Below are 19,079 nucleotides of genomic sequence, written 5' to 3' on the forward strand. Positions count from 1 at the left end.
TCGCGGCGGCTTTATCACTCTTGCCAAAAACTCAATTGTATAAGTCGGTACGCCGGTCTGGTTGAAGCTTGCCATCCCCTTATACTGCGGCAACACCGCCATCAACGAAAAGCTCATGTCCGGCGACGAAGCTACTTTCGGCAGAGGCTAGGAAGAGAACCGCGCGCGCCACTTCGTTCGGCTCCCCTAATCGCCCAAGCGGAACGCCCATGTTCAAAGCGTCTTCGATGCCTGGATTTGAGTCGAGGTAACCTCTTATGAGAGGTGTTTCTGTACCGCCTGGAGATACAACATTTACACGGATACCTCGCTCTTTAAGATCGCTCGTCCAGCTTCGCGCGAACGAGCGCACCGCTGCCTTACTTGCGTTATATATCGACTGGCCTGGCAGACCTTTACTCCCGGCGATAGATCCGTTCAGGACGACAACGCCCCCTGACTGCATCAACGGTAGTGCTTGCTGTACAGTCAATACCACGCCCTTCACATTGACGTTGAAGATAGCGTCAACGTGCTTGCTTTCAATCGCATCGAGGTGAGCGACTTCATGAATGCCCGCATTGGCGAATACGACATCTACCTTTTGATAGTCTTGTTGGATCCGGTGGTAAAGCCTGCCGACAGCGGCTGAGTCAGTAACGTCACCCTGCACGCCGACCGCGCCGTGACCAATCTCTTTCACTGCCTCATCAAGCTGTTCTTGCCGACGCCCCGTAATGTAGACGTGGGCACCTTCGATGGCGAAAAGTTTTGCCGTAGCGAGGCCGATGCCATCACTGCCCCCCGTTATCACGACAACTTTATTTTCAAAGCGTTTAGTCATTTCGCAGCCCTTAGTTAAGTGGAGTGTTGCTCCACTTATAATATGGAGGCATACTCCACTTAACAAGCAGCAGGGGAAAATAAAGTGAGTGACGAACCAATCCTTCGGGCAGATGCGCAGAAAAACCGCGCACTTATCCTGTCTGCCGCCGAGGCGCTATTTCTGAAAAAAGGGGCGGGGGTTGCGCTTGAAGAAGTAGCCAAAACCGCAGGTGTCGGAATCGGTACGCTTTATCGTCGTTTTCCCACCCGTGAAGCGCTCTTTGCCGCAACCAGCAATGAACGTTTCCTGTCGCTGGCTGAAAACAGCCGGCTGCGCGATGCAGAGTTAACGCCTGTCGTTGCGGTAAGAACTTTTCTTGAAGAGCTGGCCATCTACACGAGCACCTATCAGAGTCTTGCGGCTTCAATTGGAACGGTCATTAAATGCGGAACACCCGGTTGTAATGCAATCACAGCAGAAGGGCACCGGTTGCTTCAGCGTGGGCAAGAGACAGGTACCCTCCGCCGCGATGTTACTTTCGAAGATTTTATCTACGTGATAACCGCCATCTCTATCGCCATCGAAAATGATCGCTCATCGGTATCCCGTATCGGTCATCTGGTGGATTTATTCCTCAACGGCATAGCAGAGAAAAAATAGAATTCGCCAGGTGCTGCCTGGCGCCCTCTGTAGGGAGCAGGTCACTTATCGTCGGCACGCATCACCAGCCAGATACCGATCGCGGAAATCACCATCCCGAAAGCCATCTGCCAGGACAGCGGTTCATCGAACATGGCCCAGGCCCAGAGCAAGGTAATGGGTGGGCTCAGATACAACACACTGGCAACCCGGGTGGGGGAGCTTCGTTTCAGGCAGAGCCAGTACAACCCGTAGCCGCCAAAGGTCGACAGGCCTACCGTCCACAGCACGCTCATAGCGAAGCCGGCAGTGGGAACGGGTGTCAGACTGCCCTGGCTGCCCTCTATGGCCGCGAAGGCGAAACACGAGACGAAACATTGCAGCCAGAGGTTGGGGAGTAAATCCATTGAGTGTGAGCGGCTGAGGCGTTTCTGCCATAACGTGGCTACGGCAAGTGACAGCATGCCTGCCACCGGCAAGCCGTATGCCCACAGCGGTGCCTTTCCCAGCTCCAGCACGTCAAGGGTGACCCATATCACTCCGATAAGGCCAACGATCAGCCCGAGCCAGACTTGACGCACTAAGCGTTCCCCAAGAAAAATGGCCGCCAGCAACGCCATGCCCAGCGGCAGCAGATCCGCGCACAGGGCCACCAGTCCCGCCGGAACCCCGAGCGCGATGCCCTGCGTCACCCCTGACATATACCCGGCCATTGCCAGCAGTCCTATCCCCGCATTGCTCAACAGGACCCTAAAAGGCGTCTTCAGAAGGGAGTTATAGACGAAGGGTAATAAGACAACGGAGACCACCACGCAACGCCAGAAGACAACCAGCAATGGCGGAGCGTAATCAATGGAAAATCGTGCGCCAATAAACCCTGAACTCCAGGCGAGCAGCAGCCCGGCCTCCAGCAAGGGCAGCGGCAGGGTCTGGCGCCAGCTATGACACGATAATTGTTGAGGTTGAATCTTAGTCGTTTTGCTCATTCCAAAAGGCTAAGGAACCAGGATAATCTAGTAAATCAAAATGTCTTGTAGCAGTTGTTCACAAGGATTGAATTATGACCGCCATTCTTGATATCGATCTGTTGCGCACTTTTCATGCCGTGGTGCGAATCGGCAAATTCAGCGCGGCAGCGAGGCACCTGCATAAAAGCCCGGCGGCGGTGAGCGTGCACATCCAGCGCCTTGAAACGGTGGCTGGCGGCAGGTTGCTTAATCGCGATAATCAGTCCGTTAGCCTTACGGTGTTGGGTACACGGCTGTTAGGCGCGACTGCCGAACTCTTACGTCAACACGATCAGGTGTTGGCTGATCTTCATGGCCCCGATCTGGCGGGGCGGATCATGCTGGGCGTTCCTGACGAATACGCAGCTCAAGTCATCAGAGAGATATTGCCGACATTTACCGCGGCCTGGCCGAACGTGGTGCTGGAGCTTAAAATGGGAACGAGTTATGTACTCAGAGAGTGGGTTGAGCGCGGTAATTTAGATGCCGCCGTTATCGTTCAGCATAAAGAAGAAACCAGCCGGGACATGCATGTTTTGATGTCAACTACACCAGTCTGGGTTAGTTCAGTAAGTACAGACATGACGCTTAACGATCCATTGCCTCTGGCCGTTTATTCAGCCCCATGCATCTACCGCGAGGCCATTACTGAAACACTTAAAGCAACAGGTCGGCGTGCGCGCATTGTACTTGAGAGCCACTCCAGTCAGGCGGTGCATGCGTGTGTCGAGGCAGGGTTAGCGGTTAGCCTGATAGATCGTGCAAAAGTGTCCCGACGTATGCAGATTCTGGAAGGGATGCCAGTCATTCCGGATCATAACATCATATTCATACGCAGCGCCGCATCTGGTGGGAACGAAGCCGTGGAGTTACTGGCCCGTGCAATGCAGCAGTCATTCCGTCTGTAAGGGGGGGTATTGGCGTGCAGGTGCAATGCAGATACAGAGCGGTAAGACTGTCAGGTGCGCTATGGGCGAAAAATACCCGGAGGCACAACGCTCTCCGGGCTGGCGGTCAGTTAAATTTTAGCGCCGCTTGCGGGCCTTGTTCCAGCACGGGACCCTGCTGGGTTTTGATCCGTACTGCTTCTCCTTTCCCGTTCACATAGCGTGCCTGCACGCCATATTTCGCCTCAATATCAATATGATGAAGCGAGACGTCTTGCACTGCAGATTCCGGTAAGCCGCTAAAAATCATGGCGTGATCCGCATTCGTGGCGGTGAGATTCGAAATATTGACGCCGCTGATTTTAGGCGTTGTCGCCGTAACTTGCGCGTTATCGAGCGCGGAAATGAGCGTGTTGCCTTTGGCGCCGGACTGACCACTGTAGCTGTTGGTCACCAGAATCGGTGTGGCGACATTCGTCATCGTCAGATTTTCGGCGACCAGCGGACCGATGGTGTTGCCACGATCCCGTGCGGATTTAATTCGCACCCCGTTTTCGGTATTGATAAAGGTGACATTACTGACCGTCACGCGGCCAATACCGTTGGCGGTTTCACTGCCAACCGATATGCCGTGACCGTCGCGCATGACAGAATCACGCACGGTAATATCTTTAGAAGGTGCAGCAGTCCCCGGCACCAGGCCAGATTTGATAGCAATGTTGTCATCCCCCGTGTGGATATCCATCTTCGAGACAGTCACATTGCGTGACGAGACAATATCCATACCGTCAGTATTTGGCGAGGTGGTCGGGTTATTAATACTGACTTCATGCACTTCAATATCGGCGCTGTTGCGGATAACTATGTTCCACATTGGCGAGTTCGTCAGATGAAGTTGTTCAATCTTGCCGCCGGTAACGTTATTAAATTCAACAAACCACGGGCGAGGCGCGCCATTTGCCAGTGGAATGCCAGGGAAACGATCCGTAAAGGCTTTGGGGTTACCGCTGCGTACTTCGGCCCGGATTTTCAGTGCCTCCGGCCACCAGGTCTTTTCTCCATCACCATCCAGCGTACCCCCGCCTGTTATCGCAACATTGTGCACGTCACTGGCAAAAATAAAGGCTTCGTTCGCCCGTGCCGGGTGGCCTATAAAGGCCTGCACAAACTTGCCTTCCTGGTTGTTCGCTTTCAGTGTGGCGCCTTTATCGATCTGGAGTGTGATGTTGCTCTTTAGCTGCAATGGGCCGCTGAGCCATACGCCCGGGGAGAGCCTTACCGTGCCGCCGCCGCGTTCGCTGCATTGTTGAATTGCCTGTTGGATAGCGTGCGTATTGAGGGTTCTGGCATCGCCTTTACCACCAAAAGATTCAGGAATACAAGATGTTGGCGCAGCCTGCGCAGCGAAAGATGTCATGGCACCACAGCAGAATAATGCCAGCAGAGATTTATTCATAAGGCCTCATAGTTATTAGTCAGACATTAGAAAATTCAAGGTGCAGGTTGACGGACCGTTGAGCAGCTTTTCACCGCAGGTGACAGCAGGAACCAGTAAATTGTCTGTCAAAAAATTTTGGTGGGAGTGGCGAAATCCACTAACGTGACGATTTGTTCAACAGCACACCCTGAAGATTCAGAATCATAAAGTGCCCAACCATCAAAAAATGTGAGGCAGCGAATAATAAGCCATTGAGTAATATCAATTATCTCTATTATCAGATAATTCTTGTATGGATATTATATATCGGGGACCGTTGCCGCCCCTGCACCCTCTCCGACCGTACTTATTGTATAAATTGAAAAATGTTCGTTTTTGGCACGGAGCGGGCACAGGTGCTGCAAGAGCTGCTGTGAGCGGGTAACGGAAGTTCGTAATTTATCCCCTAGTTGATGATGCGTGTTAATAAATGGGGAGCAGGTCACGCGTATCAGGTATAGGGGGAAAAGCATAGTAGATATCTAATCAGTAGTGATTGAAGTGGCCCGTCAGCAGGGCCATGAACTGAATGCCGGCAGCTACGTTGCCGCGTGGCCGGAACGCTCGCCGAAAAGGCGTGTCACTGCCAGCGCATGACCGCTCCGGAAAATCGATGGAGCAAGCCTGCGCCCCCGGAGATAATCCTTCTTCATGGCGCTGCTGGTGGCCATGTAATTTACGAGTTTCTCTTTTCTGTGGGAGAGAAATTGCCAGAAACACCGGCAGGGCGATATCTGGCAATAAGATGGGTTTATTCGCAGGAGGCGTAAAACTCTTCTTTGCTGTTTCCATACCACGCAGAGCATTTCTGTGCTGTTGTGGGTACCTTTACAGTGGCAGTTTTATGTATTCCCTTATACTGGCAAACAAGAAATACGGACGTGTTATGCTCCTTCGCATCATCCTGTGAGTCCTGAAGTGTCCATACCATTTCTTCATCCGTATCCGGTAATAGTGAAGCCCTTTCTTCTGGCGGCCCGACGAAAACATCAACTAAATTCATCCGGTGTGTTTTGTTACCTTCTTTTAAAACAGGCGGGCAGCTTACTTTTTCGGCAAAAACAGAACTGGAAAAAAGCAAGGCCACGCTACCTGAAATTAATGTTTTACTCCACGACATAGTAATTCCCTCCGACGTTTTCGGGACGCAGTTGCTGAGTGAATCGGATAGTTCGCTGACTGACAGAGTGAGGTGTTATTATTTTTTCGCCTCGTCTATCGGTACCCTGTCCATCCACTGATCCAGAACCTGAATCCCATTTTTATCCTGTCCAGGATAAATTGCTGCGTGGGATCTGCCATCAGTATGATTTCCGTATCGACCATCGACATCAAACGTTGCTATTGCTGTGCCGGGGGCAATCAATCTATTTCCTTTAACCAGAGCGCCGCGTCGCCATGCCGCCGTTCGCGGCATATTGGCTGCCTTTTGAGTAAATGCCACACACTGTCCACTGCCAACAGATTGCCCGATATAAGCCCGTGGGGTTTCCGCTATGTAAGCCATTTCCTTTGTTTCACTGTGGATTAGTGCGTCCATATTCTTTTACATGCCAGATTACAGACAAGCGGGGAATGAGTGAAAGTATCCGATTAAGATTATGCCTGGTCTGCGTCGAAATTTATTCTCCTGCCGAATCAGAAATGACGACAGCGGCCAGAGGGCTAAGGCGCATAGTTAACCGCGTTGCTAATTTGCAACTCACTACGACGTTGGCGCACACACTCGTACAGCAATCACTAGTTCGTCGATAACCCGCTTCAGCTCTTTCTGAAGACGACGTATCCCGACCTGAGCATCTGACTTTTCTTTATTAGTGTTAGGATCCGGACCGTACTTCTTTATCCAGGCATGAAGGCTGTGGGTGGTGATAACAAGACGTGTTGCAACGCTGGAAACAGAATAACCGCGATTAATAACCTGTTTGACTGCTTCAATTTTAAACTCTTCGGGGTAACGCTTACCGCTAATGGGCACTCTCCTCACGTCATCTTAAATGACTCTGGGGTGTCTGTTAAACCCGTGGTGATTCAGTGACCCATTTCCGCAACCAATGTCCAGAATATGTCCTCCTGCTGGCAGATAGCTTGCAAACCAGTCAAGCCATTGTTTTTCAGACAAATCGACAGGCCGCATGCTTTCGAAAGCTGAAGCATTTCTTTCATAAAGAGAGATTACTGCGTTGAAAGTTTCTTTTTTCGTCATATTCCTTTCCAACATTCTGAACTGACATCATTTGCTAATGCAATGTAGCAAGCCTTTCAGAAGGAGTATGCCTGCACAATAACAGGGGGCCGAACAGCCGATGAAGCGATGTATCAGCATAATTCATAGCATTAAAATCCGCTTCTGGCCCAAGGTGGACAGGGGCGCTGAAGGCCCGCTTAGCGCGGCGGGCGCGCCTTCAGCCCGTTTTTTATAGCCCCAGTAAAGGCAGATTTTTGCCCGCTGAGAGCGGGTAAATTTTATGCGTTGTCGGAACGGTTTCTGTGCTTTCAGGCGGCAAAAAAACACTGTCAGATTCACAGAACCTCAACCACCTCAAATTCTTCGGCGATCAGTTCCATATCATCAGAGAACACTCCCGCCCGGGTAAAAAAACGCTGATGCTCTTTCCGCCAGTATTCGAGGCTTAAATCGCCTTCGCCCTCTTTGCGGGCAAATTCCGCAGTAACATCACAAAAACGTACCAGTCGCAGTGAAACCAATCGGATAACGCATACAGGTACATCCTGACCATCAAGGATGATGTTATAGCTACCAATTTGGGGTGCGGACTCTTCCTCCTGATAAGAGACAAAAGATCCACATGAGGCGGTTTTCATCCCTCTTGTAACCAGGGCCGCGAGTTCATTGGCCAGTGCCTGACTGTCACCCATTTGCCAGGCATTCGCGCCTGGATACTTCTTTTTTAATCCATCAATCCCACACATCAGAAGACCTTTTTATTCGCCTGTTAACAACGCAATCCCGGAGCTGTTTTGCGCATCGATTTACCGGACATTAACATTGCTGCTTACATCCTGGTATCTCATTCCGGGAGTGCGCGTTCAGCCATGACCCCGTGGCCTGCCTGATTAACGGGCGAAGTATTCTACTTTTTCAAAGGCCGCACGCAGCCTCGCCGGACTCAGTTCACCCGGCAGGTAATGGATGGACTCGACCGGGCGCAAGGTATGCGCTATCACCCGGTCCAGCTCGTCGCGGTTGTTGATGTCCACCTCCAGCGCCGCCAGCGTGGTGGGCAGGTTAAAGCGCTGGTATGCGTTCACTAACTGTGCGAGCACTTCGTCCTGTCCAAGCAGGGCGCTCTGCACCAGAATGCCGTAGGCCACTTTAGTGCCGTGGAGGAACTTCTCCGTCTGCGGCAACACCGTCAGACCATTGTGCACGGCGTGCGCCGCGGCAACCCGGGTGTAACGTTCGCCCAGCCCGCCGACCATACCGCCGCCAGCGATAATCGCATCCACCACATCCTGAAAGGCCTGCGTGACCTCGCCACGCGCCTGATCCGCCAGCGCCTCTTCGCTGCTGGCAAGCAGCACATCGCGGATCGCCAGCGCGTTGTTAATCCCAAGGCGTACCGTCAGTGACAGATTTTCAGGCTCAGGCGCCAGAACCACCGCTTCATACCACTTTGCCAGGGTGTCACCGATCCCTGCGAGCAGGTACTCCGCCGGGGCATTCAGAATGATGCGCGGCTCAACCAGCACCAGGAAATTGGCATCGTCAAAGATTTCAAAATGCAGCGCCTGACCGGCATCGTTGTACCAGACCGATAGCGGCGTCCAGGCAGCGCAGGTTGCGGCGATAGTCGGAATCGCCACCACCGGCAGACCTAAACGGCGCGCCACCGCTTTGGCGGTATCGAGCAGCGCACCACCGCCCACGCCAATCACCACCGTGCGATCGTCACCGGACAACTGCGCCAGCTCCGCCACATCGTGCTCGCTGCAATGGCCTTTGAACAACAGATGCTTCGCGCCTGGTGCGTTAAAGCTCTCCGGCAGGAACGGGCGCGCCCCTTCGATGGCGCGCTCGCCATAAATCCACACCGCACGCGACAGCGCCTGGGGGCTATAGAAATCATGCAGATGCGCCAGACTGCCCGCGTGGGAGAAATAGTTGGCCGGGCCGGGAACGACGCGAATATTAGTGTTGCTCATTTGTTGTGTCCTTGTGTACTATCGCTATCCAGATGTTATGTCTGGACATCCGGATGGCTAATATTATTTTGCTTTATCTTATGCCTTTTCCGTCGTTGCCAGTCAAGGCAGGCTGTGAAAAATTCAACAAATAAACTTATTTATCAGGAACTCGCGTCGGATGAGCCTAAACCACCTCGACATGCGCAACATCAGCCTCGCGTTTGGCGGCTTCAGCGCGTTATCGCACGTTGATTTCACCCTCCGGGGCGGCTCGGTGCATGCCCTGACAGGCGCTAACGGGGCGGGAAAATCGACGCTAATGGCGGTGCTGTGCGGCACGCACGGTCATTACGAAGGTGAGATAGTCATCAACAATGTCCCTGTGAATATTCGCACCCCGCGCGATGCCAAACAGTCAGGCATTCACCTGGTCCAGCAGGAAGTGGACGTGGCGCTTATCCCTGGTCTGTCGATAGCAGAAAACATTATGCTCGACCGTCTGGCGGAGGCGGGTCATCGCTGGCGCTGGGGCGAAATGCGCCAGCTTGCGCAGCAGGCGCTTGCCCAACTGGACGTCAGCATCGATGTGCGCCGTTCTGTCGATACCTGTTCGCTTGCGGAAAAACAGCAAATTCTGCTGGCGCGGGCGCTCTCTCACCACTGTCGTTTTCTGATTCTGGACGAACCCACCGCCCCGCTCGATAAGCACGAGAGTGAGCGCTTGTTCACCGTGGTGCGCCGCCTGCAACAGCAGGGCATTGGCGTGGTGTTTATCTCCCATCGCATCCATGAGCTGAAAGCCATCTGCGACACCCTGACCGTGCTGCGTGACGGCAAGCTGATTGAGTCAGGCCCGATGGCGGAACTCAGCGGTGAGCAGATCGTCGAGAGGATGCTCGGTCATGAACTGAGTGACATCTACCCGCCGCGTCGCCCGCCGCACAGCGATGAGGTGCTGTTAAGCATTGACGGCCTGCACGATGAACAGCTACTGAAAGATATCTCTCTGCGCCTGCGCAAAGGGGAGATTCTGGGGATAGCGGGCCTTGCCGGAGCCGGGAAAACCGAACTGTGTAAAGCGCTGTTTGGGGCCAGCAAAAGCAAAGTGACGCGCGGCGAACTCAACAGTCAGCCGTGGCGGCCGCGTGACCCGGCCGATTCGGTGACGCGTGGCATGGCGCTGGTGCCGGAGGAGCGGCGCAAAGAGGGCATCTTCATTGATGAGCCTGTCGCCATGAATCTGGCGGTCAGCGCCGACCACACCTTCTCCCGCTGGAGCCTGTTTGGCCATCGTCAGGCCTGGCGCTGGGCGCAGGAGGTGATTGCCCGTGTTGGCGTGCGCACCACCGGTCCCGGGCAAACCTTACGTCGTCTTTCCGGCGGTAACCAACAGAAAGTGGCGATCGGCAAATGGTTGCGTGGCAATGCTAACGTGGTGATTTTTGACGAGCCGGCCAAAGGGGTGGACGTGAAAGCCAAAACCGATCTGTTTCAGCTGATTGACGGGCTGGCGCGGGAAGGGAAAGGCGTCATTTATGCCTCCGGGGAGTTTTCTGAACTGGTGGGATTGTGTGACCGTATTTGTGTGCTCTGGGACGGGCGCATTGTGGCAGAAGTGAAGGGCGAGGAGGCCCGCGAAGAGACCTTACTTTATTTTTCTACCGGAGGAACGGCAGCGTGAGCAAAGCCCTTTCAGTGAAGGCTGCGGTGTCACCCCGTCAGCAGTTTTTCGATTTTCTTTATAAATGGGGCATGCTGCTGACGGTTGTCGCGCTGGTCGCTATCTTTGGCCTGGCGTCAGATAACTTCCTCGACCCGTTTAACATCATCAATATCCTGCGTTCTATTGCCATCGTCACGGTGATTGCCGTCGGGGTATCTATCTCTCTGACCATCGGCGGCTTTGACCTGTCGGTCGGTTCCACCGCGTCGCTCGCCAATGCGCTGGTAATTTCACTTTTCGTCTGGCATGGCTTTGGCACCACCGAAGCCATCCTGGTGACGCTGGCGCTCTGTACGCTGGTAGGGCTGTTTAACGCCTTTTTAATTGTGGTGTTGCGCATTCCCGACATGCTCGCCACCCTCGGCAGCCTGTTTGTGATCCAGGGCGTGGCGATGACTTACAGCTACGGCGGGTCCATCACCCAGAACATGGTACTGCCGAGCGGCGAGATGGCAGAAGGGGTGATCCCGGAGGCCTTTGGCCTGCTCGGGCAGGTACCGGTCATCGTCATTATTATGCTGGTGGTCACTGTGGTGGCGCAGCTCGCGCTTTCACTGACTACCCACGGTCGTCGCATGTACGCCATTGGCGGCAACCCGGAAGCGGCGCGTTTATCCGGCATTCGTACCACCCGCTATAAGGTGGCGGCCTATGTGATTGCCTCCCTGTTGGCCGGTCTTGGCGGCATTCTGCTGGCCTCTCGCATCGGCTCGTCTCAGGTCAATGCCGGTGGCGGCTATCTGATGGATGCGGTCGCGGCGGCGTGGATCGGTTTCTCGCTGGCCGGTTCCGGCAAGCCCAATGCGCTCGGTACGCTGGTGGGCGCGGTGATTCTCGGTGTGCTGTCGAACGGGCTGGTGATGCTCTCGGTTCCGTATTACGCCATGGACATTATTAAGGGGCTGGTGCTGGCCGGTGCCCTTGCGTTGACTTACTTCCAGCGTCGTTAATTATTCAGGGGATAACAGATGAAAAAGATAGCACTCTCTTTACTGACGCTGGGATTACTGAGCGCGCTGCCGGGCTATGCGGCAACACCGGCACCGGTTCCGGAGGCCATCGCCAGCCATAACGGGCCGATCCGCATTGCGCTTATCCGCAATCTCGGCTCCGATGACAACACCACTCAGTTTGTTTCCGGGGCGTTGCAGGAGGGCAAAAAACTCGGTTTTAAGGTGAGCACCTTCCTCAGCAACGGTGATGATGCGAAGTTCCAGGATTTTATCAACCAGGCTATCAGCCAGAAATATGACGGGATTATCCTCTCTCAGGGGCGTGATCCGTACTCCACGGCACTGATCAAAAAAGCGGTGGATGCAGGCATTAAAGTTTCCGTCTTTGATACCGCTGTAAGCGGTGAGATTCCGGGCGTGACGGTGACTCAGCAGGACGATGCCTCACTCACCAGACTCTCCTTTGGCGCGCTGGCAAAGGATTTCAATGGTAAAGCCAATATCATCAAACTGTGGGTTGCCGGTTTCCCGCCGATGGAGCGCCGTCAGGCCGCTTATGCTGAGCTGCTAAAAGAGTACCCTGGCATTAAAGAGCTGGAGTCCATCGGTGCGGTCTCGTCTGACGTGCAGGGCGACACTGCCAACAAAGTGGGCGCGGTGCTGGCGAAATATCCGAAAGGGCAGATTGATGCCATCTGGGGTACCTGGGACGCCTTCAGCCAGGGCGCTTACAAAGCGCTGAAGGAGAATGGTCGTACTGAGATCAAACTCTACAGCATCGACGTCTCCAACCAGGACCTGCAACTGATGCGTGAATCCAACAGCCCGTGGAAAGTGAGCGTGGCAGTCGATCCGAAGCTGATTGGCGCCACCAACGTGCGTCTAATCGCCAACAAAATTGCGGGCGAACCGACACCGGCAACCTATGACTTCAAAGCGGCTGCCATTCCGCAGGCGCTGCTGGCGGCTCAACCCGGCGCGGTGAACGTGGCATCACTGGCGAAAATTATTCCAGGCTGGGGCCAGACCGAAGACTTTATCGCCCCGTGGTTCGCCACTCTCGAAGCCAAAGCGAAGTAACGGATGCTTTTCTCGCTCTCCCCGTGGGAGGGCGGCTTGCTTTTCTCTTTCCCCGTGGGCGGTGTGAATGCGTTTTGCTCCTCTCGCGGTGGGCGGTGTGAATGCGTTTTGCTCCTCTCGCGGTGGGCGGTGTGAATGCGTTTTTCTCCTCTCTCCGTGGGCGGTGTGAATGCGTTTTTCTCCCTCTCCCCGTGGGAGAGGGTCGGGGTGAGGGCAACAAACCGCCCCCCCGCTTAAAAGGAATACTTATGGCAACAGAACTCCCACGCCCGGAATACAGCCGCAACATGCGGCTCATTGGTCATAGCGACCAGGGCGGACGCCCGGATGGCGTACAACTGATGGTCCACCGTGGCTTTGCCTACATCGGTCACATGGTCTCTCAGGGCTTCTCCATCGTCGACGTGCGTGATCCCAAAAATCCCAGACCGGCTGGTTTCGTTCCGGCACCGCCCGGCACCTGGAACGTGCATTTACAGGCGCATGACGATCTCCTGCTGGTGATCAACGCCCGCGATCTGTTCGCCGATGCCCGTTTTGCCGATGAGAAGGTCTACTACACCCGCTCGGTCGGTGAGACGGTCAGCGACGTAGAGGACAGAGGCTGGAGCGCCGGGCTGCGTATTTTTGATATCTCCACGCCGGACAAACCGCGTGAAATCAGCTTCCTGTCGCTCAGCGGCATTGGTATTCACCGCATCTGGTACGTAGGCGGGCGCTGGGCCTATGTCTCTGCGCTGATTGACGGCTTTAGCGATTACATTTTTCTGACCATCGATCTGGCCGATCCTCGTAAGCCTGAAGTGGCGGGGCGCTGGTGGCTACCCGGCATGAACCAGGCGGCAGGCGAAACGCCGGACTGGGAAACAGGCAAACGCTATGCGCTGCACCACGCGATTATTGCGGGCGACACCGCCTATGGGAGCTGGCGTGACGGCGGGCTGACGCTGCTGGATGTGAAAGACAGAACGGCGCCGAAGCTTATCAGTCATCGTAACTGGAGTCCGCCGTTTGGCGGCGGCACCCATACCGCGCTGCCGTTGCCGGATCGCGACCTGCTGGTGGTGCTTGATGAAGCGGTACTGGATAACCAGGAGGATGGCGAGAAGCTGATCTGGCTGTTCGATATCCGCGAGCCGTCAAATCCAGTGAGTATCTCCACCTTCCCACAGCCGGATGAGAGTGATTATGTGGCAAAAGGAGCGCACTTCGGGCCGCACAATCTGCATGAAAACCGTCCGGGGAGTTTTGTCAGTTCAACGCTGATTTTTGCCACCTATCAGAATGCTGGTGTGCGTGCCTATGATATTTCCAATCCGTATCGTCCGGTGGAAACCGGTGCGCTGGTGCCTGCGGCACCGGAAAAAATGATGGATACGCGGCCGGGCCGTACGCAGGTGATTCAGTCCTGTGATGTGTTTGTCGATGCGCAGGGGATAATTTACAGCACGGATTACAATGGTGGTTTGTCGGTGATTGAGTATTTGGGGTGAATAAACCGCTCTCCCGGCAGAAGAATGCTGCCGGGAGGGTGTGAGATTTATTCTTTATAGCCATCCATTTTTAATAATGCGTCAAGCACATTGAGATCAACTGTTAAATCCTGCACATCATTTTCCAGTAGATTTAAATATTGTTTTTTGAATGCGGATTCAAGTGCATTTAACGAGGCTAGCATTCCTTGATTTACAACTTCATCTTCGGGATTTTGTTTTGTGATTTTTAAATAGTTTTGGATGATTTTATTTAAGTACGGAAGGTATCGGTTTAAAAAAGCTTTACCTTGTATTTCATCACGTTTATCTTCTTCAATGGCGCACATAATATTTTTAGCCAAAACTGCTATTTCAATGATTTTCGTGCTTAAATATGGTGCCATGTTTTGGCTGGAACATTTTAATTCGGTGATAAGATTTGTGTAGTTAATGCTTTTACTTTCCAGGATATCTTCGGTTTTGCCATTATCATTAGCATCAATCTTTGTTGGCGTTGATTTAGGTTTTGTTTCAATAAATCGGCCAAATTCGAGCAGGAAAATTACTGAGAAAATAATATAGTAGATAATGGAAATTTCAGGTAATGCTGCAAAGTTATATAAGGTTACAGAAATTATAATTAGTGTTATTCGTGTTATGGTCCATGCATCATGTTGATGGTCTGGATGCAATTCAGTGAAAGATAGCAGCATTGAATTCATTAGTGCTATCCAAAGTGGCATAATTATTAGCATTCCAAAAAACAAAGAAATCGCACCGGCTATGCTTGAGATAAACATATGTTGGATTTTCTTTTTTTCATAAAAAATAACAAAGAAAGAAATCCATAACATTATTAATATCAGTGCCTGAATGTCATCATTTGTCAGAATTAGCTTCTTTGTGTTATCGCTCATATCTGATATTGCAACGATATAGATCAGCGCTACCGCAAAAGAAATGAATGCGTATGCACCGAGTTTTACAATCTTTTTGAGTATATTAAAAACATTTTTCAATGTTTTCATCGTTACTTCCTCTTCAGATGTGGTTTGCATTGCGTTGATTTCCGGCAATGGATGCCAACCGCGCTTTGAGGTTGTGTTCCATAACAACTAATTCTTTTTCGACGGCAGTACGCTGAACACGAGCTTCATCTACAATAGAAACGGTTGACTCTATCGCATTTATTAGCTGGGTCTGCACTTCACGCAGTGTTTCAATGTCTACAACGGAACGTTCAACCTCTCTGGCGATTTCGACACTGCCTGAATTAAGCAACTGTGCATTTTTTCTGAGCATTTCGTTGGTTGCGTTGGAAATATCTTTTTGTAAATGCACTGCGTTTTGTTGGGTATTGAGCGCAACAGCCAGGACAATTTGGCTTTTCCATACTGGAATGGTTGAAAGTATGCTACTTTGAATTTTCTCCACCAGCGAACGGTCGTTGTTCTGTATGATACGTATTTGAGGTGCAGTCTGGATAGCGATGGTCCTGGAGAGTAAGAGATCATGAATCCTGCGTTCGAAACGATTAATTCTTTCTACCAGGTCAGTTACATATTGCGCATCTGAAGCGTCACCAGTCAATTGCACTTTCTGTTGTGCCGCTGGTAATTCATTTTCTTTTACTAACGATAGCTTTTTCTTCCCAGCAACAATATATCTGTTTATTTGGATAAGGTAGTCACTGTTATGAATGAATAGTTCCTCAAGAAATGATATATCTCGTAGTAGGGCTAATTTTGCTTGTTCGAGTTGCGCGACAATAATTTCAACATGCTGTGAGAGAGTCTGATAATCTAAAATTACGCGATGCACGCTTTCGAATAGATGACCAATTAGTGGTATTCTGGTTAGCACACTTTTTTTATTATTGAAGGCAGTAGGTTCTATGCGTTTAATGTGAAGAAGTAAATCAGTCAATTGCTCACCGATAGCGCCAGCATCTTTTGCTCGAACATGTTGCATCAATGTGTCAGAGAAGTTTGCAATACCTGCCATTGCTTTTACACCCCATGACAAGGAAAGGGTCGGATCGCTAAAGTTAATTTGGTCTAACAGAGATTCGATCTCTTTTTCTTCGCTTTCATTCAGAGTGATATTTTCTGTTTTGGTAGTCGTAATTAATACATCTGATGAATTATTGTTACTGGTTTCATTCCTTGAAATCATGATTTGTACCTTCCGTTATACTGTTTTTTAAAAATTAATGGATAGGGTAATCGAATATTTGTTGAAAGTGTAGCGGCGTGTATATTGATAGCAAGGCAATATTTTTCTTTGCCGCACAATCATCATTGCTAACAATGAAATACACTCAGATGGAAGGTAAAGGAATGGTTCTGGGTAATATAAATCAAAAAACGGATGAGACTCAGCAGGAAATCCATTTCGGTGTGAGTCCAACGAAATAATGACTGGGTTAACGTTTATTAGATTACCCCTTTGCTTAGGGTATAAAAGCAAAGGGGGGTTTATAACGTCAATTCTTTGCTACGAAACACTCAACTATACTGACGTACTCTCGCCACCAGCTCCTCCACGCTATCAATGCGTGGAGCAATCACAATCAGCACCTTACCGAGCGCAATGGCATGGCGCTGGCACGCATGACGCATGTCGTCATCGGCAATGGTGTCGATATCCGCCACATGCGACAGTCCCACGATGCGGCGAATCAGCTCGGTGCCGCAGAAGCCCACCGCATCGGCCCAGACTTTCCTGAGAAACTCAGAAGCATAGCCCGGCGCATTCAGCGCGGCGTCCTGGGTTTTCTCGCGGGCCAGTGTCTGGAAACGTTCCGCGAAGGTTGCCCAGAGTTGCTGAATATCTGTAAGACGCTGCTCACGGGCGGCGGCGGCATCGCGGATGCCCAGGTGACCCGGCACACCGCAGTAGTTCAGCAGCAGGTTACCGATGGCGGTCCCGATATCAAAACCGATGGGGCCAAAGTAACCAAACTCGGCGTCGATGGCCTTCAGGCTGCCTTCGGCGACAAAAATGGAGCCGCTGTGGATATCGCCGTGCAGCAGGGCTTCAGCATGGGAGAAGAAACGGTGCTTCAGCGAGGCGACCGCCAGCTGCAGTTGGGTATCCTGACGCAGCGCATCAACGTCAGCTTCGAGCTCGGCGGGGTAGTTATTGCGCTCGTGAATTTGATAAGGATCGTTGAAGAACAGATCTTCAGTGATCTCACACATTTCCGGGTTAATAAACTGCGCCACCTGGGCTTTTTTGACATGCGGGTGCAGGTAAAAATCGCTGGTATGGAAAAGGGTGTGCGCCAGGTACTCACCAAGCTGGCGTGCCGCCTGTGGATAGTAGACGTTTTTAATCAGCTCCCCGCGCCAGATGCGATGATCGGAGAGATCTTCCATTACCATCACCGCCAGCGCCGGGTCGTAATGGAGAATATTGACCGTATGCTCCGGCGCGTGTTTGTAGTGCTCCACCAGGGTCTGCGCTTCCAGGCGTGCGCGATCCAGCGTCAGCGGCCAGGACTCGCCCACGCAGCGCACATAGGGCAGCGCCTGCTTAACGATAATGCGGCTTACACCCCTGGCGTCGAAAATTTTGAACACCAGGTTCAGGTTCCCGTCGCCGACCTCCTGCGCTTCAACCAGTTCGGACGGATTGTCCAGACCACCAAATTGTTGTGCGTATGCCACAGCATCCTGGGCATTGAAGGTACGGTATTGCGACATTGCCAGATCCTCTTGTTCTTATGCTAATAAAGCCATTCAGACGTCTATACATCTGGAATTCATCCTGACACAATACGATACAACAACGCAACAGGGATTTAACGCAATGCAGACATTACAGACCACCAGCCTGCGGGTTGTTGATAACCAACTTTTTATTCTTGACCAGCAGGCCCTGCCGCAGGAAAAACGCTGGCTGCCCGCGGATTCTGTCGCCCTGCTGGTAGAGCATATTCATGCGCTTCGCGTGCGGGGCGCGCCGTTGATTGGCCTCTCTGCCAGCCTGCTACTGGCCCTGCTCGCGGAGAATGGCGAAGACCGTGACACCCTGGCGCAGTCGCTGGAGACTCTGCGTGCGTCGCGCCCGACGGCGGTCAATCTAATGAACAACCTTGACCGCATGAAGCTGGCGCTTGCGCAGGAGAACTTCGTCCCCGCGCTGGTGGCAGAGGCGTTGCGCCTGATTGAAGAAGATAAAGCCTTGTGCGACAGCATCGCGCAGGCGGGCAGTGCCCTTGTGAAACCGGGCAGCCGCCTGTTAACGCACTGTAATACCGGCGGGCTGGCGACGGCGGGTGTTGGTACTGCGCTGGGGGTGATTGCGCTTGCCCATCAGCAGGGCAAGGTGGCGAATGTCTGGGTGGATGAGACGCGTCCGTTGTTGCAGGGCGGGCGATTAACGGCCTGGGAGCTGGGTGAGCTCGGCGTGCCTTATCAGTTAATTACCGATTCAATGGCCGCCAGCCTGATGGCGAAAGGGCAGGTGGATGCGATCTGGGTCGGGGCAGACAGGATTGCTGCTAACGGCGACGTTGCCAATAAAATTGGCACCTATTCACTGGCAGTGCTGGCAAAATTCCACGGCATTCCATTCTACGTAGCCGCACCGCAGACCACGCTTGACCCGAACTGCCCGAACGGTGAGGCGATCCCTATCGAGCAGCGTGCTGCGAGTGAAGTGACGGGTGTAGCCGGGAGCTTTGGTGCCGTGCAGTGGGCACCGGAAAATGCACGGGTTTATAACCCGGCGTTTGACGTGACGCCTGCTGCCCTCATCAGCGGCTGGGTACTCGACAGCGGCGTGGTGACGCCGGAGCAGGTCAGTGCCGGGTTTTTCAGGCGCTGAGTGGTGATTGCCCCTCACCCTGACCCTCTCCCCAAAGGGGCGAGGGGACCG

18 protein-coding genes and 1 pseudogene are annotated in these 19,079 nt (G+C 52.7%); 7 read left to right on the plus strand and 12 right to left on the minus strand.

The genetic code is table 11. The features are described from left to right. Positions 1 to 79 precede the first annotated feature (79 nt). A complete protein-coding gene (locus tag M1D91_RS06570) occupies positions 80 to 823 on the minus strand; it encodes an SDR family NAD(P)-dependent oxidoreductase (RefSeq protein ID WP_437434381.1) in 744 nt (247 codons plus the stop codon). 84 nt (positions 824 to 907) lie between these two features. Between M1D91_RS06570 and M1D91_RS06575 the strand changes: the two genes are divergently transcribed. Continuing rightward, entirely contained in the window at positions 908 to 1,465 is a 558-nt protein-coding gene (locus M1D91_RS06575; protein ID WP_437434380.1) for a TetR/AcrR family transcriptional regulator, read from the plus strand. A gap of 41 nt (positions 1,466 to 1,506) precedes the next feature. Here M1D91_RS06575 and M1D91_RS06580 read toward each other — a convergent pair whose 3' ends face one another. Next, entirely contained in the window at positions 1,507 to 2,430 is a 924-nt protein-coding gene (locus tag M1D91_RS06580; protein WP_437434379.1) for a DMT family transporter, read from the minus strand. Between the two features lie 74 nt (positions 2,431 to 2,504). On the opposite strand from M1D91_RS06580, the gene M1D91_RS06585 reads away from it, so the two are divergent. After that, the gene (locus M1D91_RS06585) at positions 2,505 to 3,359 is read left to right on the plus strand and encodes a LysR family transcriptional regulator (RefSeq protein WP_437434378.1); all 855 of its coding nucleotides are present in this window, start codon (positions 2,505 to 2,507) and stop codon (positions 3,357 to 3,359) included. A gap of 106 nt (positions 3,360 to 3,465) precedes the next feature. Here the strand turns inward: M1D91_RS06585 and M1D91_RS06590 are convergent, their stop codons facing one another. The 7 genes and pseudogenes from M1D91_RS06590 to M1D91_RS06620 all read right to left on the minus strand — a co-directional run bounded on the left by M1D91_RS06590 (position 3,466) and on the right by M1D91_RS06620 (position 8,982). Further along, a complete protein-coding gene (locus M1D91_RS06590; RefSeq protein ID WP_437434377.1) occupies positions 3,466 to 4,794 on the minus strand; it encodes a glycoside hydrolase family 28 protein in 1,329 nt (442 codons plus the stop codon). A 772-nt stretch (positions 4,795 to 5,566) separates the two neighbouring features. After that, entirely contained in the window at positions 5,567 to 5,935 is a 369-nt protein-coding gene (locus M1D91_RS06595) for an STY0301 family protein (protein WP_437434376.1), read from the minus strand. A 78-nt stretch (positions 5,936 to 6,013) separates the two neighbouring features. Then, a complete protein-coding gene (locus M1D91_RS06600; protein WP_437434375.1) occupies positions 6,014 to 6,355 on the minus strand; it encodes a BPSL0067 family protein in 342 nt (113 codons plus the stop codon). A gap of 204 nt (positions 6,356 to 6,559) precedes the next feature. Beyond that, positions 6,560 to 6,787: pseudogene (locus M1D91_RS06605) on the minus strand (transposase); the annotation flags it as partial. Between the two features lie 21 nt (positions 6,788 to 6,808). After that, entirely contained in the window at positions 6,809 to 7,021 is a 213-nt protein-coding gene (locus M1D91_RS06610; protein ID WP_437434374.1) for a class I SAM-dependent methyltransferase, read from the minus strand. Positions 7,022 to 7,338: 317 nt separating this feature from the next. Next, complete coding sequence (locus M1D91_RS06615; RefSeq protein ID WP_437434373.1) at positions 7,339 to 7,749, minus strand: ASCH domain-containing protein; 411 nt, start codon at positions 7,747 to 7,749, stop codon at positions 7,339 to 7,341. Between the two features lie 144 nt (positions 7,750 to 7,893). Next, entirely contained in the window at positions 7,894 to 8,982 is a 1,089-nt protein-coding gene (locus M1D91_RS06620) for an oxidoreductase (RefSeq protein WP_437434372.1), read from the minus strand. A 160-nt stretch (positions 8,983 to 9,142) separates the two neighbouring features. On the opposite strand from M1D91_RS06620, the gene M1D91_RS06625 reads away from it, so the two are divergent. The 4 genes from M1D91_RS06625 to M1D91_RS06640 all read left to right on the plus strand — a co-directional run bounded on the left by M1D91_RS06625 (position 9,143) and on the right by M1D91_RS06640 (position 14,213). Next, a complete protein-coding gene (locus M1D91_RS06625) occupies positions 9,143 to 10,645 on the plus strand; it encodes a sugar ABC transporter ATP-binding protein (RefSeq protein ID WP_437434371.1) in 1,503 nt (500 codons plus the stop codon). Further along, the gene (locus M1D91_RS06630) at positions 10,642 to 11,637 is read left to right on the plus strand and encodes an ABC transporter permease (RefSeq protein ID WP_437434370.1); all 996 of its coding nucleotides are present in this window, start codon (positions 10,642 to 10,644) and stop codon (positions 11,635 to 11,637) included. Before M1D91_RS06625 ends, M1D91_RS06630 begins: the two co-directional genes overlap by 4 nt. Positions 11,638 to 11,655: 18 nt before the next feature. Further along, a complete protein-coding gene (locus tag M1D91_RS06635) occupies positions 11,656 to 12,720 on the plus strand; it encodes a sugar ABC transporter substrate-binding protein (protein WP_437434369.1) in 1,065 nt (354 codons plus the stop codon). A 248-nt stretch (positions 12,721 to 12,968) separates the two neighbouring features. Continuing rightward, positions 12,969 to 14,213 carry an LVIVD repeat-containing protein gene (locus M1D91_RS06640; RefSeq protein WP_437434368.1) on the plus strand — a complete coding sequence of 415 codons (1,245 nt, stop codon included), beginning with the start codon at positions 12,969 to 12,971 and terminating at the stop codon, positions 14,211 to 14,213. A 47-nt stretch (positions 14,214 to 14,260) separates the two neighbouring features. Here M1D91_RS06640 and M1D91_RS06645 read toward each other — a convergent pair whose 3' ends face one another. The 3 genes from M1D91_RS06645 to mtnK all read right to left on the minus strand — a co-directional run bounded on the left by M1D91_RS06645 (position 14,261) and on the right by mtnK (position 17,902). Continuing rightward, positions 14,261 to 15,223, minus strand: coding sequence for a 5-bromo-4-chloroindolyl phosphate hydrolysis family protein (locus M1D91_RS06645; RefSeq protein WP_437434367.1), 963 nt, complete (start codon positions 15,221 to 15,223; stop codon positions 14,261 to 14,263). 13 nt (positions 15,224 to 15,236) lie between these two features. Continuing rightward, complete coding sequence (locus M1D91_RS06650) at positions 15,237 to 16,370, minus strand: toxic anion resistance protein (RefSeq protein ID WP_437434366.1); 1,134 nt, start codon at positions 16,368 to 16,370, stop codon at positions 15,237 to 15,239. A 332-nt stretch (positions 16,371 to 16,702) separates the two neighbouring features. Then, positions 16,703 to 17,902, minus strand: coding sequence for an S-methyl-5-thioribose kinase (mtnK, locus tag M1D91_RS06655; RefSeq protein ID WP_437434365.1), 1,200 nt, complete (start codon positions 17,900 to 17,902; stop codon positions 16,703 to 16,705). 106 nt (positions 17,903 to 18,008) lie between these two features. Here mtnK and mtnA point away from each other — a divergent pair, with 106 nt between their 5' ends. After that, positions 18,009 to 19,028, plus strand: a complete 1,020-nt coding sequence (gene mtnA, locus M1D91_RS06660; RefSeq protein ID WP_437434364.1) for an S-methyl-5-thioribose-1-phosphate isomerase — start codon at positions 18,009 to 18,011, stop codon at positions 19,026 to 19,028. The last annotated feature ends 51 nt before the right edge of the window (positions 19,029 to 19,079 follow it).

It is taken from the genome of Enterobacter sp. SA197 (assembly GCF_054131575.1).